13 protein-coding genes and 1 riboswitch are annotated in these 15,138 nt (G+C 72.4%); of the genes, 3 read left to right on the top strand and 10 right to left on the bottom strand.

Going from position 1 to position 15,138, the window contains the following annotated elements; all coding sequences use genetic code 11:
* The 3 genes from QSK39_RS04940 to QSK39_RS04950 are packed head-to-tail and all read right to left on the bottom strand — an operon-like array spanning position 1 to position 3,676.
* Positions 1-1,008, bottom strand: coding sequence for an ABC transporter ATP-binding protein (locus QSK39_RS04940; protein WP_285476460.1), 1,008 nt, complete (start codon positions 1,006-1,008; stop codon positions 1-3).
* Positions 1,008-2,648 carry an ABC transporter permease gene (locus tag QSK39_RS04945; protein WP_502873244.1) on the bottom strand — a complete coding sequence of 547 codons (1,641 nt, stop codon included), beginning with the start codon at positions 2,646-2,648 and terminating at the stop codon, positions 1,008-1,010. Before QSK39_RS04945 ends, QSK39_RS04940 begins: the two co-directional genes overlap by 1 nt.
* Positions 2,624-3,676: a thiamine ABC transporter substrate-binding protein gene (locus QSK39_RS04950; RefSeq protein WP_285476461.1), complete on the bottom strand. Its 1,053-nt coding sequence runs from the start codon at positions 3,674-3,676 to the stop codon at positions 2,624-2,626. The genes QSK39_RS04945 and QSK39_RS04950 overlap by 25 nt, the downstream gene beginning before the upstream one ends.
* A gap of 21 nt (positions 3,677-3,697) precedes the next feature.
* Positions 3,698-3,805, bottom strand: a riboswitch (TPP riboswitch).
* A gap of 32 nt (positions 3,806-3,837) precedes the next feature.
* Here QSK39_RS04950 and QSK39_RS04955 point away from each other — a divergent pair.
* On the top strand, positions 3,838-4,122 hold the full coding sequence (locus tag QSK39_RS04955) for a 4a-hydroxytetrahydrobiopterin dehydratase (protein ID WP_285476462.1): 285 nt from the start codon (positions 3,838-3,840) through the stop codon (positions 4,120-4,122).
* Positions 4,123-4,581: 459 nt separating this feature from the next.
* On the opposite strand, the gene QSK39_RS04960 is transcribed toward QSK39_RS04955, so the two are convergent.
* The 4 genes from QSK39_RS04960 to ychF are packed head-to-tail and all read right to left on the bottom strand — an operon-like array spanning position 4,582 to position 7,105.
* The gene (locus QSK39_RS04960; RefSeq protein ID WP_285476463.1) at positions 4,582-4,920 is read right to left on the bottom strand and encodes a hypothetical protein; all 339 of its coding nucleotides are present in this window, start codon (positions 4,918-4,920) and stop codon (positions 4,582-4,584) included.
* A complete protein-coding gene (locus tag QSK39_RS04965; RefSeq protein WP_285476464.1) occupies positions 4,917-5,384 on the bottom strand; it encodes a hypothetical protein in 468 nt (155 codons plus the stop codon). The genes QSK39_RS04960 and QSK39_RS04965 overlap by 4 nt, the downstream gene beginning before the upstream one ends.
* Positions 5,384-5,971 carry an ArsR family transcriptional regulator gene (locus tag QSK39_RS04970; protein ID WP_285476465.1) on the bottom strand — a complete coding sequence of 196 codons (588 nt, stop codon included), beginning with the start codon at positions 5,969-5,971 and terminating at the stop codon, positions 5,384-5,386. The genes QSK39_RS04965 and QSK39_RS04970 overlap by 1 nt, the downstream gene beginning before the upstream one ends.
* A gap of 51 nt (positions 5,972-6,022) precedes the next feature.
* On the bottom strand, positions 6,023-7,105 hold the full coding sequence (gene ychF, locus QSK39_RS04975; protein ID WP_285476466.1) for a redox-regulated ATPase YchF: 1,083 nt from the start codon (positions 7,103-7,105) through the stop codon (positions 6,023-6,025).
* A gap of 102 nt (positions 7,106-7,207) precedes the next feature.
* On the opposite strand from ychF, the gene QSK39_RS04980 reads away from it, so the two are divergent.
* Positions 7,208-8,605, top strand: a complete 1,398-nt coding sequence (locus tag QSK39_RS04980) for an AlkA N-terminal domain-containing protein (protein WP_285476467.1) — start codon at positions 7,208-7,210, stop codon at positions 8,603-8,605.
* 86 nt (positions 8,606-8,691) lie between these two features.
* Here QSK39_RS04980 and QSK39_RS04985 read toward each other — a convergent pair whose 3' ends face one another.
* From QSK39_RS04985 to QSK39_RS04995, 3 genes are read right to left on the bottom strand one after another with little or no spacing between them, the layout of a single operon-like run.
* A complete protein-coding gene (locus tag QSK39_RS04985) occupies positions 8,692-8,883 on the bottom strand; it encodes a DUF1737 domain-containing protein (protein ID WP_285476468.1) in 192 nt (63 codons plus the stop codon).
* 15 nt (positions 8,884-8,898) lie between these two features.
* Entirely contained in the window at positions 8,899-11,850 is a 2,952-nt protein-coding gene (locus tag QSK39_RS04990) for an AAA family ATPase (protein ID WP_285476469.1), read from the bottom strand.
* Entirely contained in the window at positions 11,847-12,998 is a 1,152-nt protein-coding gene (locus QSK39_RS04995; RefSeq protein WP_285476470.1) for an exonuclease SbcCD subunit D, read from the bottom strand. Before QSK39_RS04995 ends, QSK39_RS04990 begins: the two co-directional genes overlap by 4 nt.
* A 226-nt stretch (positions 12,999-13,224) precedes the next feature.
* On the opposite strand from QSK39_RS04995, the gene QSK39_RS05000 reads away from it, so the two are divergent.
* Positions 13,225-14,139: a DNA recombination protein RmuC gene (locus tag QSK39_RS05000; RefSeq protein WP_284747575.1), complete on the top strand. Its 915-nt coding sequence runs from the start codon at positions 13,225-13,227 to the stop codon at positions 14,137-14,139.
* Positions 14,140-15,138 lie beyond the last annotated feature (999 nt).

Here is a 15,138-nt window from a genome sequence, read left to right on the forward strand (position 1 = left end):
TCAGCCGACCAGCGCGACGCCGTCCGGGTCGAAGTCCAGCGTCACCGCGTCCCCGGCCCGCAGGTCCGACGCCGCCGGCGCGACCGCGTCCACTGTGGACTCTTCAAGCTTCACGACGAGCCGGACGTGCTCGCGGCGGTGCACGGCCGCGACGACTTCGCCGGGCACACCTTCGGCGGCCACGCGCAGCGCGTGCGGCCGCAGCCCCAGGCGGACCGGGCCGTCGTCGGTGTCGGGCATCGCCACATCGCCGAGCGGCGTATGCGCCACTCCGCCCGCCACCACCGCGTCGACGAACGTCGTCACACCGAGAAACCGGGCCACGTCGTCGTCCGCCGGGTTGCGCCACACGCGCCGGACGGCGCCCTCCTGGCGGACCTCGCCCGCGTCGAGCACCGCCACGCGGTCGGCGAGCGTGAAGGCTTCTTCTTGGTCGTGCGTCACCAGGAGGGCCGTGATCTTGCTGCGCCGCAACAGGTCCGCCAGGTCGATGGCCAGCTGCTCGCGCAGCCCGGCGTCCAAACCGGACAGTGGCTCGTCGAGCAGCAGCAGCCGCGGCTTCGGCGCCAGCGCCCGGGCCAGCGCGACCCGCTGGGCCTGCCCGCCGGACAGCTCCGTGACGCGCCGCCGTTCGAAGCCGGCGAGACCCACCAGCTCCAGCAGCTCGGCGACGCGCGGAGCCCACTGCGCGCGCGGTACGCCGTGCATCCGCAGGCCGAACGCGATGTTCGCGGCGACGTCGCGGTGGCCGAACAGCTGGCCGTCCTGGAACACCAGCCCGAACCCGCGCCGGTGCACCGGTACCGCGCCGAGGTCCTCGCCGTCCCAGCTCACCGAGCCGCGCGCCGACGGCTCGAGGCCGGTGATCGCGCGCAGCAGCGTCGACTTCCCCGAACCCGACGGGCCGAGCAGCGCCAGCACTTCACCGTCGGCGATGTCCAGCCGGGCGTCGCGCACCGCGGCGAACGATCCATAGTGGACGGTCAGGTCCCGCACCGACAGCGCCATCAGAACTCTCCCACCCGGCCGCGTCCCAGCCGTTCGTGTCCCAGCCGTTCGATCAGCGCGACCGCCAGCACCGTCACGAGCATCAGCAACGCGCACGCGGCGTACGCCATCTGGTTGTTCAGCTCCCCCGGACGTCCCATCAGCGACGCGATCGCGACCGGCAGCGTCGGCGCCGTCGGCCGGGCGAGGAAGCTCGTCGCGCCGAACTCGCCGAGTGCCACGACGAACCCGAACCCGGCCGCCGCGACCAGCGGCCGCAACGCCAGCGGCAGGTCGATCTCCCGCCACACGCGCAGCGGGCTCGCGCCGAGCGTCGACGCGGCCTGCCGCAATCGGACATCGACCGAGCGCAGCACCGGCAGCACCATCCGCACGATCAGCGGGATGATCACCAGCGCCTGCGCCAGCGGCACCAGGTAGGGCGAGGTCCGGAGGTCGCCGGGCAGCGCGTCGAGCGTCACCAGGTAGCCGAAGCCGACGGTCACCGCGGACACCCCGAGCGGCAGCATCAGCACGGCGTCCATCGTCTCGCCGAGCCCGCGCGCGGCTTTGGCGGGCGACCGCCGCAGCGCCACCAGCACGACGGACGCGAGCACGCCGACGACCATCGCGAGCAGCGTCGCGTCGACGGCGACCTTCAGCGAGTTCACCGCGGCGTCCCACCCGGACACCTGCAGCGCACCCTTCTCGCCGGTGCTGGTCAACGCTCGATAACCGGCGAAACTCCAGCCTTCCGGAGTGGAGACCGACTCGGCGAGCAGCGCGACGATCGGCGTCAGCAGCAGGGCCAGCACGACCCCGGCGGCGCCGACGGCCCACCACTCGCCGCCGCGCGGACGTCGTATTTTCGTGGCACCGATCCGGGCGCCGTCCTTGCGCCGCCGGGCCAGCCCGCCGAGCACCAGCGCGGCGACCACGGCGGTGAACTGGATCAGCGACAGCGCCGCCGCGCCCGAGAGGTCGAGGAGGTCGACGGTCCGCAGGTAGATCTCGGTTTCCAGCGTCCGGTACTTCGCACCGCCGAGGATGAGGACGACCCCGAAGCTGGTGGCGCAGAACAGGAACACGACGGCCGCGGCGGACGCGATCGCCGGCGCCAGCGCGGGCAGCGTCACCGAGCGGAACGCCCGCCACGGCGACGCGCCCAGTGCGCGGGCGGCGTCGGTCGTCCGGGAGTCCAGCCGCGCCCAGAGCCCGGCGACGGTCCGCGCGACGACGGCGACGTTGAAGAAGGCGTTCGCCAGCACGATCGGCAGCACCCCGCCGTCCGGCCACAGCGCCCGGAACGCCAGCCCGACGACGACGGTCGGCAGCACGAACGGCACCAGCACCAGCGTCCGCGCGAGGCCGACGCCGGGCAGCTTCACCCGGGCCAGCAGGAACGCCACCGGCAGCCCGGCGAGCACCGCCACCAGCGTCGACGCGGCCGCGCTCGCCACGGTGAAGCCGGCCAGCTGCCAGGTTCGCGCGTCGCCGAGGACGACGTCGAGCCCGCCCGCGGCGAACCCGCGGCCGATGATCGCCAGCACCGGCCAGGCGAAGAACACCGCCAGGAACCCGATCGGGGCCAGGCCAAGCAACGCCAGGCCGAGGCCCCGGGCGGTCCGCGGTGGGGCTAAGACTGCACGAGCGTGCGCCATTCGCCGATCCACTTCTCACGTCCGGCCTGGACCTGGTCGGCCGTCAGCGCCTGCGGCTTCTGCGGCAGCGGCGCGACCTGCGCCCAGCCCGCGGGCAGGTCGACGCCTTGGCGCGCGGGGTAGACGTACATGGTGGCCGCGACCGTCGCCTGGAACTGCTGCGACAGCAGGAAGTCGACGACCTTGCGCGCGCTCTCCTCCTGCTTGCCGTTCGCCAGCACGCCCGCGTACTCGACCTGCCGGTAGCAGGTGTCCAGCAGGGCCTTGGTGCGCGGCTTGCCGTCGTCGCCGACCTCCGCGGCGGGCGACGAAGCGTACGAGACGACGATCGGCCGCGGCCCCTTGCCGGACGAGCCGGAGAAGTCCTTGGTGTAGGCCTCTTCCCAGCCGCTGACCACCTTGAGCCCGTTGGCCTTCAGCTTCGTCCAGTAGTCCTTCCAGCCGGTTTCGCCGTACTTGGCGATCGTGCCGAGGAGGAACGCGAGCCCGGGCGACGCGGTGGCGGGGTCCTCGGCGACCAGCAGGTCCTTGTACTTCGGGTCGGCGAGGTCGTCGTAGGTCTCCGGCGCCGGGATGCCCTTGGTGGTGAAGTAGTTCGTGTCGACGTTGACGCAGACGTCGCCGACGTCGACCGCGGAGAGCCGGTGCTCGGGGTCGACGGCGTAGCGCTGCGGCCCGCGATCGGCCTCCGGGCTGGTGTAGGGCTCGAAAACGCCTTCCTTGAGCGCGCGCGAGGCGAAGGTCGAGTCGACGCCGTACGCGACGTCGCCGATCGGGTTGGCCTTCGTCAGCACGAGCTTGTTGGTCAGCGAACCGGCGTCGCCCTGCTTGAGCACGGAAATCTTGATGCCCGACTGCTTCTGGAAGGCGTCGAGCACCTCCTGCGGCGCCAGGAAGGAGTCGTGCGTCACGAGGGTGACGGTGGGCGTCTGCTGCGTGCCACCGTCACCGTCCGACAGCGAGCACCCAGCGGCGACGGCGCTGACCGCGGCGATGGCCGTCGCGGCGCGCACAGCCCTGCTTTTCATCTACCCTCCTGCACTTCGCCGGACGAGGAGGGAAAGCCCTCCCTTCGCCGGCATGATCCGGTCAGGTGCGAACGGTCGCGGGTGACCCCGCCTCTCAGCCCGGCTGACCGGACTCCCGTGGCAACCGTGCAGCGTAGTCCAGGAGGCGCGACGATGGAGTCATGACGGAAATCTTGAGCGACTCCGAGGCCGACGGACGACTGGGCGCGGGCTGGACCCGCTCCGGGGCGGTGATCTCGCGCGAGGCGGAGCTGGCGAGCTTCCCGCAGGCGATCGAGGTGGTGGACCGCGTCGCGGTGCTGGCCGAAGCCGCCGACCACCACCCCGACATCGACATCCGCTGGCGCACGCTGACGTTCCGGCTCTCGACGCACTCGGCGGGCGGGTTGACGGACAAGGACTTCTCGCTGGCGGCCGAGATCGACTCGGTGCTTTCTTCGTTGTGACTCTGGTTACGCTGAGTGCACTTTCCGGCCGGTTCGACGTCTCTCGGTAAACGACATTTGCTAGGAGAGACGGGCTATGACGCAGGCGATCGTGGTGGGCACAGCAGCATTCGCATCGATGGTGGCAGCGGCCGGAGGTGTGCTCTGGTTCACCGTCCGGGGCCGTCGTCACCCGGATGCCGGTGAGTTCGATCACAGCCGCTAACGAAGCGCATGATCGGCGCGCTGAGCAGGGCGGAAGCATCGGATTTCGGCCCTAGGAAGCGCCATGAACAGCACCGCCACCCTGACCCCCGTCCAGCGCGCCTGGATCAACGCCCTCGCCCCCGCCGTGGTGCTGATCGCGATCGCGCTGATGGGCCTCCTCGGTTAATCCACCCCGTCGACGAGCAGCAGCCGCCGATCGAGCGCCGTCGCCCTACCGGCCCCGGTGAGCGGTGGTGGGGCGTGGTGCCGTCACTACCCGGATGGCCGGATCGCCCCCGGCGGCGGGAACTCCGCCGGGGTGTCGCCGACCGTCCAGTACTCCAGCCCTGACAGGCGGCCGTCGTCGACGAACACGATGAGCCCACCGTCGGCCACGTCGACCTCGACGGCCACCCCGCTGCCGACGTCGGCCACCGGGGCCGCGTCGTCCACGGCCAGATCGATCGTGGGACAGCCGCAGGCACACCGGCCGGTCACCCAAGCCGTGCGCGCCTGGACGCGGAGTTCCGCCGCGCCGGGAAAGTCCGTGGCCAGCACCAGGTCCAGGACCGCTCGCTCACGCGGGGTGAGCGGCCGCCGCGCGGCGGTCAATAGCGTGGCATGTTCGGGATCGCCTTCTCGGCCACCTCGATGAGGGCCTCGACCTTCGGCACATCGGCCGCGACGTCCTCCGCCGTCAGCGACGGAGCCTCCGAAGATCGGTACGCGACTTCGTTGCGACGGGCCCGCATCCGGTTGAAGGGCCGCAGAACCGACCCCAGCGGCGGATCCAGCTGACCGAGCACCGCCTCGTAGACGGTGACGTGCCCACCCCGGCTCGTCACCCGCAGCCCCTGGTTCTGCAGGACGGCCGCCAGCGCCCGCCGGGCGCTGTCGTAGGCCAGCGTGTAGGCACCTTCCGGATCCGTGTCCTGCAGCTGCCGCGCCGAAGCGAGGTGCGTGCGGGCTCGGACCAGCTCGGCCTCGGCCGCCTCCCGCGACGCCGGGACGTGCTCGATGGCGCCGCGCGCGATGAACGCGTCGATCTTTTCGCGGCCCTGGTTCCACTGGGGCATCAAGACTCCCGGTCGAGGTTCAGCGGGGCCAGCGGACGTTCACGCACGCTGGTGACGAACGGATCGGCCGTGTCCGCCGCCCAGGCCTCGGGCGAGATCCGGTGCACGTTGACCTCACGGCTCAGCCGCCGCGAAGCACGCTCGGCCAGGTCGAAGAGCGCGTCCGGATCCGGCGAACCCACCACGAGGACGTCGACATCGCCGGGCGGCGGCCCCGGTTCACCGCTGTGGCGCGCCGCCCAGGACCCGTAGATGTAGGCCTCGGTCACGCCGTCGAGCCCGGACAGGGCTTCGGCGAGGATCGGCAGCGGCCCGTAGGTGACCGCCATGAGATCGCTCAACGGCCGGTAGAGGGGCGTGTCCGTGCGCGCTTTGACGAGCCGGCTCCGGCCCACCCGCCGGGCTTCGAGGATCCCGCCCTCGACCAGCCGCTCGACCTCGCGCAGGGCTGCGGTGGGCGTGACACCACAGGCGTCGGCGAGCTCGGTGATGGTGTACTCGCGGTCCGGGTGCAGCAGAACGAGCGCGAGCAGCTCCCCCTGCATGCGCGAACGCAGCAGGGGCAGCAGACTCGGCGAAGCTTTCATTGGGCGCAGCATATCCTGCGTCCAATGAAAATAACAACTAGTAACCGACCGTCAGACGTTGAAGCGGAACTCCACCACGTCGCCGTCGGCCATGATGTAGTCCTTGCCCTCCATGCGGACCTTGCCCGCCGCGCGGGCCGCCGCCATCGAGCCGGCCGCCATCAGGTCGTCGTACGAGACGATCTCCGCCTTGATGAAGCCGCGCTCGAAGTCCGTGTGGATCACGCCCGCCGCCTGGGGGGCGGTCGCGCCCTGGGGGATCGTCCAGGCGCGGGACTCCTTCGGGCCCGCCGTCAGGTACGTCTGCAGCCCCAGCGTGTGGAAACCCGCGCGGGCCAGGGAATACAGGCCCGGCTCCGGCTGGCCGACCGACTCGAGCAACTCGCGGACCGACTCCTCGTCGTCCAACTCCAGCAGCTCCGCCTCGACCTTCGCGTCGAGGAACACCGCGTCCGCCGGCGCGACCAGCTTCGTCAGCTCCTCGCGGCGGGCCTCGTCGGTGAGGACGCCTTCGTCGGCGTTGAAGACGTACAGGAACGGCTTCGTCGTCAGGAGGCTGTGCTCGCGAAGCAGTTCGAGGTCGACGTCCTTCTGCGCGGAGAAGAGCGTGCGTCCGCTGTCGAGGATCTCCTTCGCCTTCTGCGCGGCCTCGAGCGCGGGCTTCGCTTCCTTCTTGGTCCGCGCTTCCTTCTCCAACCGCCAGACGGCCTTCTCGAGGGTCTGCAGGTCGGCCAGGATCAGCTCGGTGTTGATCGTCTCGATGTCGCTCAGCGGATCGATCCGGCCGTCGACGTGGATCACGTCCGGGTCGTCGAACACGCGGATGACCTGGCAGATCGCGTTGGCCTCACGGATGTTCGCGAGGAACTTGTTGCCCAGCCCGGCACCCTCGGAGGCGCCCTTCACGATGCCCGCGATGTCCACAAAGGACACCACGGCCGGGACGATCTTCTCCGACTTGTGCAGCTCGGCCAGCTTGTCCAGCCGCGGGTCCGGCAGCGGCACCACGCCGACGTTCGGCTCGATCGTCGCGAACGGGTAGTTCGCGGCGAGCACGTCGTTGCGGGTCAGCGCGTTGAACAGGGTGGACTTGCCGACGTTGGGCAGGCCGACGATACCGAGGGTGAGGCTCACGACCCCGCAGTCTACGTGGCTCGCCCGACCGGGGCCCACACCCCCAACGCAGCGTCGGATTTCCGCCAGCGACCGCGCTGACCTGCTGTCATGCTCGAAGGCATGGTCACCGAAACGCTCGCCCTCTGGCGGGACGCCGAGCGCTGCTACCGCGTGGTCACCGCCCGCGACCCGCGCTTCGACGGCCAGTTCATCATGGCGGTGCGCACCACCGGCATCTACTGCCGGCCGTCCTGCCCGGCGTCGACGCCGAAGGAGCAGAACGTCCGCTTCTTCCCGACGTCGGCGGCCGCGCAGGCCAACGGCTTCCGCGCCTGCCGCCGCTGCCTGCCCGACGCCGTGCCGGGCTCGCCGGACTGGAACGTGCGCGCCGACCTCGCCGCGCGGGCGATGCGCCTGATCTCCGACGGCACCGTGGAGCGCGAAGGCGTCCCGGGCCTGGCCCGACGGCTCGGCTACTCGGAACGCCAGCTCGGCCGGGTGCTGACCGCCGAGCTGGGCGCGGGTCCGCTCGCACTGGCCCGGGCGCACCGCGCGCACTCGGCCCGGCTGCTCATCGAGATGTCGGGGCTGCCGCTGACGGACGTCGCGTTCGCGGCGGGCTTCTCCAGCGTCCGGCAGTTCAACGAGACGATCCGCGAGGTGTTCGCGACGACACCGTCGCAGCTTCGCGCCTTCGCCGCTTCGCGACGTGGACGCCAGGGCGACGCAGGCGGGACGCGCCTCAGCCTGCGGTTGCCGTTCAGACCGCCTTTCGACGCTGTCGGACTGCTTCGCTTCTTCGCCGCTCACGCGGTTGAGGGCGTCGAGAAGGTGACTTCGACGTCCTACGCACGGACGTTGCGGCTCGCCCACGGCACCGGCGTCGTCCGGTTGACGCCGGAGCCGGATCACGTGCGCTGCGAGCTGCTGCTGACCGACCTGCGCGACCTCGGCAGCGCGGTCAGCCGGGTGCGCCGGCTGCTCGACCTCGACGCCGATCCCGCGGCGGTCACCCGGGTCCTCGGTGCCGATCCGGCGCTGGCTCCGGTGGTCGAAGCGGTGCCGGGGATCCGCGTCCCGGGCACCGTCGACGGTGAAGAGCTGATGGTTCGTGCCCTGCTCGGCGACCAGATCCCGGCTGCGCTCGGCGAAGAGGTGCCGGGTGAGTGGGGCGTGACGCGGCTCTTCCCGGCCGCGGCCCGGGTCGCGACGGCCATGCCGGACCACGCGGCCCTCACCGCACTGGCCGAGAGACGCCTGGACGTGCACGTCGGCCGCGACGCCGCCGAGCTGCGGGCGGAGTTGCTGGCGTGCCCGGGCATCGACGCGTCGACGGCGGACTACGTGCTGATGCGCGTGCTCGGTGCCCCGGACATCCTGCTGGCCGCGGACGCCGCCGTCCGGCGGGGCGCCGAAGCGCTGGGCATCTCGCCGGAGTCGCTGCCCGAGCGAGCCCGGGGGTGGACGCCGTGGTGCTCCTACGCCGGGATGTACCTCCGGCAGGCCGGGCTCGGTTGAGATCAGCCCCGGCGCCGGCCTTGCGTCAGCCCTGCTCGCCGCGCCGGAGCATGGTCTGCGCGGGCCTGCTCCGCCCGGCGCTCGCGTCAGCCCTGCTCGCCGCGCCAGAGCAAGGCTTGCGCGACGATCACCTGAGCGCCGTCGAAGGTCGCGGCCGGCGAGCCGTGCAAGCGGTAGCCGAGGTCGAGCGCCTCACTGATCCGGTGGCAGAACTTCGCGTCGTCCGGCCCGGTGAGCAGGCGGTAGCGGGGCAGGCCGTCCGGTGGCTGGTCCGTCATGCCTTCATCTTGTCCTCAACCGGCGCGCACCTCCACTGTCGAGCCCGTGCGGGACTTCCGGACCCGCAGCCGCGTCGGGATGCGCTGCCGCAGCTCCTCGACGTGGGACACCAGGCCGACCACCCGGCCGCCCGCGCGGAGCTCGTCGAGGATGTTCATCACGACGTCGAGGGTCTCGGCGTCCAGCGTGCCGAAACCCTCGTCGACGAACAGCGTGTCCAGCAGCGCGCCGCCGGTTTCCCCGGCGACGACGTCGGCCAGGCCCAGCGCCAGGGCCAGCGACGCGAGGAACGACTCACCGCCGGACAGCGTCTTCGCCGGGCGGATCGTGCCGGAGTAGTCGTCGAGCACGTCGATGCCGAGCCCGCCGCGGGTGCCGCGCGCGCCGGCCGCGTCCGAGTGCACGAACGAGTACCGCCCCTGGCTCATCGTCCGCAGCCGGTGGGTGGCCGCCACCGCCACCTCTTCGAGCCGCGCCGCCAGCACGTACGAGCGCAGCGACATCTTCCGGCTGTTCTGCCCCCGCCCGTTGACGACGTCCGCGAGTGCGCGCAGCTCGGCGTACGCCGCTTCGGCCGGCGCGAGGCCGGCGAGGGCCTTGCCTAGCAGACCCGCCAGCCGGGTCAGTTCCTCGTGCTGCGCGGTCGCCACCCGCAGCGCCGCGTACGCCGAGTCGGCCCGCGCCCGCGCCAGCTGGGCCGCGTCGGCCGCGCGGCCGACGTCCGCGACGTCGTCCGGCGAGATCCCGAACAGGTCCGGCTCGGACAGCAGCGCCCGCGCGCCCGCCGCGGCGGCCTCGGCCTCGGCGATGCCCTGCTCCAGCTTCTCGATCTGCTCGTCCGGCAGCATCGCGGCCCGCGCCTTCTTCAGCGACGTGAACCCCTTCGCCTTGACCGCCGCGTCGACCAGCGCGCGCTGCTGGGCGACGCGCTCACGGGCGCCCGCGACGGCCGTCCGGGCCTCGGAGACCCCTTCGAGGGCTTCGGCCAGCCCGACCAAGTGCTCCCGCCGGGCGCCGACGTCCGCGAACTCACCGCGCCCCGCGACGAGCCGGCGTTCGCGCTCGGCCAGCCGTTCCTCCAGCGCCCGGACGTCGGTCGTGGCCTCGGTCGCCGCTTGTTCGGCCCGCCGGCGACGTTCGGTCCGCAGCTCGAGGTCACGTTCCAGGAGGACGACCTGTTCGCCGAGCTTCGCCTTCCCGGCCGCCCGATGCGTCAGCGACGCGACCGACGCACGGGCTTCGGCCAGCTCGGCCGTGATCGACTCCGCCGTGCGCTCGCCCAGCCGCTCCAGCAGGCCCGCCAGCCGCGCCTTCGCCTCTTCCAGCGCGACGACGACCCGCTGCCGCACCGCGTCGGCCGCCTGCTCGGCTTCCTCGGCGGCACGTTCCTCGGCGGGGTCGACGAGTGCGACGTCCCGGTTCGCCGGCGCCGGGTGCTCGGCCGACCCGCAGACCGGACACGGCGCGCCGTCCGGCAGCGCGGCGGCCAGCTCGGCCGCCATCCCGTCGAGCCGGCGCTCGCGCAGGTCGAGCCGGTGCTGCCGGGCCGCCTGGTGCGCGTCGACGACCTCGCGCAGCTTCGCCTCGCCGCGCTCGACCTTCGCGCGAGCCTCGGGCAGCTCGGCCGCGTCCCGCGCGAAGGCCCTCAGCTCGTCCACCTTCGCTTTGGCGCCCTCGACTTTCGCCTCGGCTTCCGCCGCTGCGAGCGCGTCCGCTCGTAGCTTGGCCAGCTGGCCGGGAATGGCAGCCAGCTCGGTGGTCAGCTCTTTGACCTGCTGTCCGGCGGTGACGGCGGCCAGCTTCCGATCGTCCCGCCGCATGACGTCGAACTGCTGTTGCTCGGCCTCGGCGACGAGTTCCGCGACCGCACCGGCTTCTTCCCGCGCGGTAGCCGCCCGCGCCTTGAGGTCGCCGGTCGCGCGGGTGCCGAACTCGCGCAGCTGCGCGCCGCGTGCCTTCTCGGTCTGTTCGGCTTCGGCCAGCTCCGCCGAGCGCCTGTCGAGCAGATCGGCCTCCACGGCGACCCCGGCGGCCCGCCGCGCGGCCGCGACTTCCTGGGCCCACTCGGCGCGTTGCGGCGCTTGCTCGGTGATCTCGACGAGCCGCAGGTGCGCGGTGCGGACCCGGCGGATCTTCTCCGCGTCGGAACGCTCTTCCTGCAGGTGGGCGTCCGCACGCTGCGCCGCCGCGCGCGTGCGTTCCTCCTCGGCCGTGACCTGCCCGGCGCGTTCGGCGGACGCCGTTAGCACGGTGCCGACCCACTCGCCGACGTCGGTCTCGGGCGGGTCCTGCTGTGCCTCCTGCGCGTAGCGCGCCAGCAGTTCGCGCACTTTTCCTTGCTGCTGCTCGAGTTCCCGGCCCCGCTCGGCCCGCAGGTCGGCGAACCAGCGTTCGACGTCGGCGAAGCGTTCGGTGCCGAAAAGCCGTTCGAGCAGCTTCTCGCGCTCGGCGGTGTCCGAGCGCAGGAACCGGGCGAACTCGCCCTGCGGCAGCAGCACCACCTGGAAGAACTGCGCCGCGGTCATCCCGAGCAGCCGCTCGACGGTGCGCGCGACCTCCTCGATCCGGATCAGGCCCTCCGGCGGGAGCCCGGCCGGCGCCGTGCCGACCCAGCTCAACGACACCCTCGCCTGCTGCGTGGTCGTGCCCTCACCGCGCCGCTTCGGCCGCTGGTACTCCGGGTTGCGGACGATCTTCAGGCGGTGGCCCTGCACGGTGAGCTCCAGCGCGACCTCGGTGACCTGGTCGCGCTCGGCCAGGTCGCAGCGCAGCCGCTTGGCCTCGTTGCGGGCGCCGGGAACCACGCCGAACAACGCGAACGCGATCGCGTCGAGCAGCGTGGTCTTGCCGGCGCCGGTTTCGCCGTGCAGGAGGAAGAGGCCGTCGGCGCCGAGCACGTCGAAGTCGACCACTTCGCGCGCGCAGTACGGCCCGAAGGCTTCCACCTCCAGCCTGTGCAGCCTCATTTCGCGAGTGCCCCCCGGTCGGCCGCTTCGAGGGCGTGGAAGAGCAGCTTTTCTTCGCTCTCGGTGGGCGGGGCGCCACGGCAGTCGTCAAGGAAGCTGCGCGAGATCTCGATGTCCGACCGGCCGCGCACGGCGTCGGAGTACCGCAGCGGGGCACCGCCGGAGCCGCCTTCGGGCTCCCACTCCAGGTGCACGGCGTGCGCGAACCGCTCGCGCAGGCGCCGCATCGCGTCCACCGGGCGGACCGGGTCGGTGACCGTGACCGACAGGAAGTGTTCGAGGACCTCGTCGTGCGCCGGGTCCGCGAGCAGGTCCTCGAGCCGGCCGCGGAGGGTGGCCAGCGCCCTCGGCACCGGCAGTTCGTGCCGGCGGACTTCCGCGAGCCCGCTCGCGTCCAGGTCGACCAGCCAGACCGATTTGCGTTGCCGCGCCTCGGAAAACGAGTACGCCAGCGGGCTGCCGGAGTACCGCAGGTGCTCGGCGAGGGTCTGCGGGCCGTGGAGGTGGCCGAGCGCGACGTAGTCGACGCCGTCGAAGACCGAGCCGGGCACCTGCTCGACCCCGCCGACCGCGATCGTGCGTTCGGACTCGGTCGGCGCGCCGCCGGTGACGAACGCGTGCGCGAGCACGACCGACCGGACGCCCGGCCGGGTTCCGAGGTCCGCGCGGATCCGCCGCATGGCCTCGGTGAGCACGCCGGTGTGGCCGCGCGCGTCCGGCACGCCCAGCGCGTGGCGCGCCGGTTCCGGCTCCAGGTAAGGGATTCCGTAGACGGCGACCGGGCCGTGGCCGTCGTCCAGGAGCACCGGTTCGGCCAGCCCGCCGACGGTGGTGCGCAAGTGGAGGCCGCCCGCCGCGGCGAACTCCGCGAAGGCGCCGAGCCGTGGCGCGGAGTCGTGGTTCCCCGGCGTGACGATGAGCTGCGCGCCGGCGGCGCGGATCCGCGCGACCGCCGCGGTGGCCACCCGGACGGCCTCGGCCGACGGCACCGCGCGGTCGTAGATGTCGCCTGCCACCAGGACGGCGTCGATCGCCTCGCCGGCCACGAGGCCGGCGAGGTGCCCGAGCACCGCTTCCTGTTCCGCGAGCAGATCGGCGCCGTGGAACGTGCGGCCGATGTGCCAGTCGGAGGTGTGCAGGAATCTCACGGTGGCCAAGGTACGACCCGGCCCCGACGAAAAGGCGAAGGCTCGCCGGGTCCTCACTCGAACGTGTGTACTAACACGAGCGTGCCGGTTCGGACACGCCCTGCGTGGATTCGATTTGTTCGCAGGTCAGCTACCCAGAGCGACGGATCGGGCGCGGTTTTTGTCGGTGCCGTCCGCCATGATGTCTGCGCGGTCCGAACCAGGCGGCCCGGAAGGAGGAGCGGAAGTGGCGACAGTGCTGACCACCGCGGCGATCGTGCTCGCGGTCCTGCTGCTGTTCGCCGTCGCGGTGCTGTGGCGGCTGTACAACGACGGGATGCGCCGGGCCGACGCGGCGGCCCGGCAGGTGGCGGCCGAGCGGGCGAAGTCGGATCAGCAGCAGCTGGCGCTGCGCCGCTACGAGGTCGCGTTCGCCTCGATCAGCGGCCGCGGCGAACTGGGCGAGCAGGTGCTGGTGGAGACGGCGCGGGCGCTCGGGCTGCGCGAGAACCTGCACTTCACCCTGCAGACGGACGTGGGCGGCGGCGGTTCGGCGAAACCGGACATGGTCCTGCGGGTGGGCGGCGACCGCACGGTCCCGGTGGATGCCAAGGCGAGCATGGCGATCTGGGCCGAGGCGGTGGAGACCGACGACCCGGCCGAGCGCATCGACGCGTTGCGCGCGCACGTCCGGCAGGTCCGTTCCCGCGCGGCCGAGCTGGCGGGCAAGGGCTACCAGCGCTGGGCCGACGCGATCTACGGGACGATCATGTTCATCCCGTCCGACGCGGCGGTGGTCGCGGCGTTGGACACGGATCCGGAGCTGCTGCGCTGGCTCATCGACCGCCGGGTGTTCCTGTGCGGGCCGACGGGGTTCGGGGTACTGGCTTCGGCGGCGTTGTTCGCGGCAAGCGACCGAACTCTGGAGGCCGACGTAGAGCAGGTACGAGCCGGAGCGGCAGCGGCCCACCGAGCGGCAGGCGGCGCGGTGGACGCATTGAATCTGTCGAGCACGCACCTGCAGCGGTTCCTGTCGGCGCGCCGGCGGGAGCTGGAGGCATTGGAGACGTTCCGAGCAACGGTGGCGCCGTTGACGGACGCGGCGGGCAGTCCGGCGCAGGTTCCCCAGGTGCGGAAGGGGGACGAACTGGCGGCCAGCTGAGTGCTCCCGGCGCGGGGCTGCCGGCGGAGAGGTCGGTCCGGCTGCGAGGGAAATCCGGCCATAGGCGGAAGTCTGGCCGCGAGGGGTAGTCCGGCCACAGGGGCTGTCCGACCGCAAGGAGCTATCCCGACACAAGGGGTAGCCCGGGGCGGCAACGGGTGGCCCGGGGCAACGAGTGGCCCGGGTGGCAACGTGTGACCGTGAGCGAGGCACGGGCGCGTCCGGCCCCGGCTGCCGCGGCAGCCGCGTGTGCGCGCGGCAGTGCAGGCGGGCGATGCCCACAACCGACGCCCGCTGGACTGGCAGCATGCCAGGCCCGTGCGCTCCCTCACTGGAGGCGACCACCAGCCGGCGCCCGCTGGACCGGCAGCCCGCCAGGCCCGCGCACTCCCCTCACCGGAGGCGACCACAGGCCGGCGAGCAAAGAGTCGGCCCGATCACCATCGCCGGCCCCGGCGACCGCCTGCTGTCGACGCGTCCACCGGATCCGCACCTGCCACCAACCCGCCGGATCGGCAGCCTGCAGGCCCGCACCCTTCTCCACCGGGGCGACCACCGTCCGGCGAGCGAAAGTCGACCTGGTCACCATCACCCGACCTCGGAGACCGCCCGCGATCGATGCGTCCGCTGGGCCTCACCCGCGGCCGACCCGCCGGACCGGCAGCCCGCAAGCCCACACCCTCCTTCACCGGGGCCACCACCAGCCGGCGAGCAAAAAGTCAGCCTGGTCACCGTCACCCGGCCCCGGCGACCGTCCGCGGTCGACGCCTCCGCTGGATCCGCGCCCTCCCCTGGCCGGTCGGCCGGACCTGCGGAGCAACCGACCGGCAAGCCGCTCACCTGCAATAACCCGCACTCCCCGCGCCATGGAAAGGAGACAAACCGGAAACGCAAGCAAAGGACTGGACCACATCACAGCAGCACCCGGCGGGCCACTCGGGTCACGCCGCCGGGTGGCGATACACCCACGTCGGCGGCGGTGCTGGCAAGATCTTCACA

The organism is Amycolatopsis sp. NBRC 101858 (genome assembly GCF_030269325.1).
In the GTDB taxonomy this organism is placed as follows: Bacteria; Actinomycetota; Actinomycetes; order Mycobacteriales; family Pseudonocardiaceae; genus Amycolatopsis; species Amycolatopsis ponsaeliensis.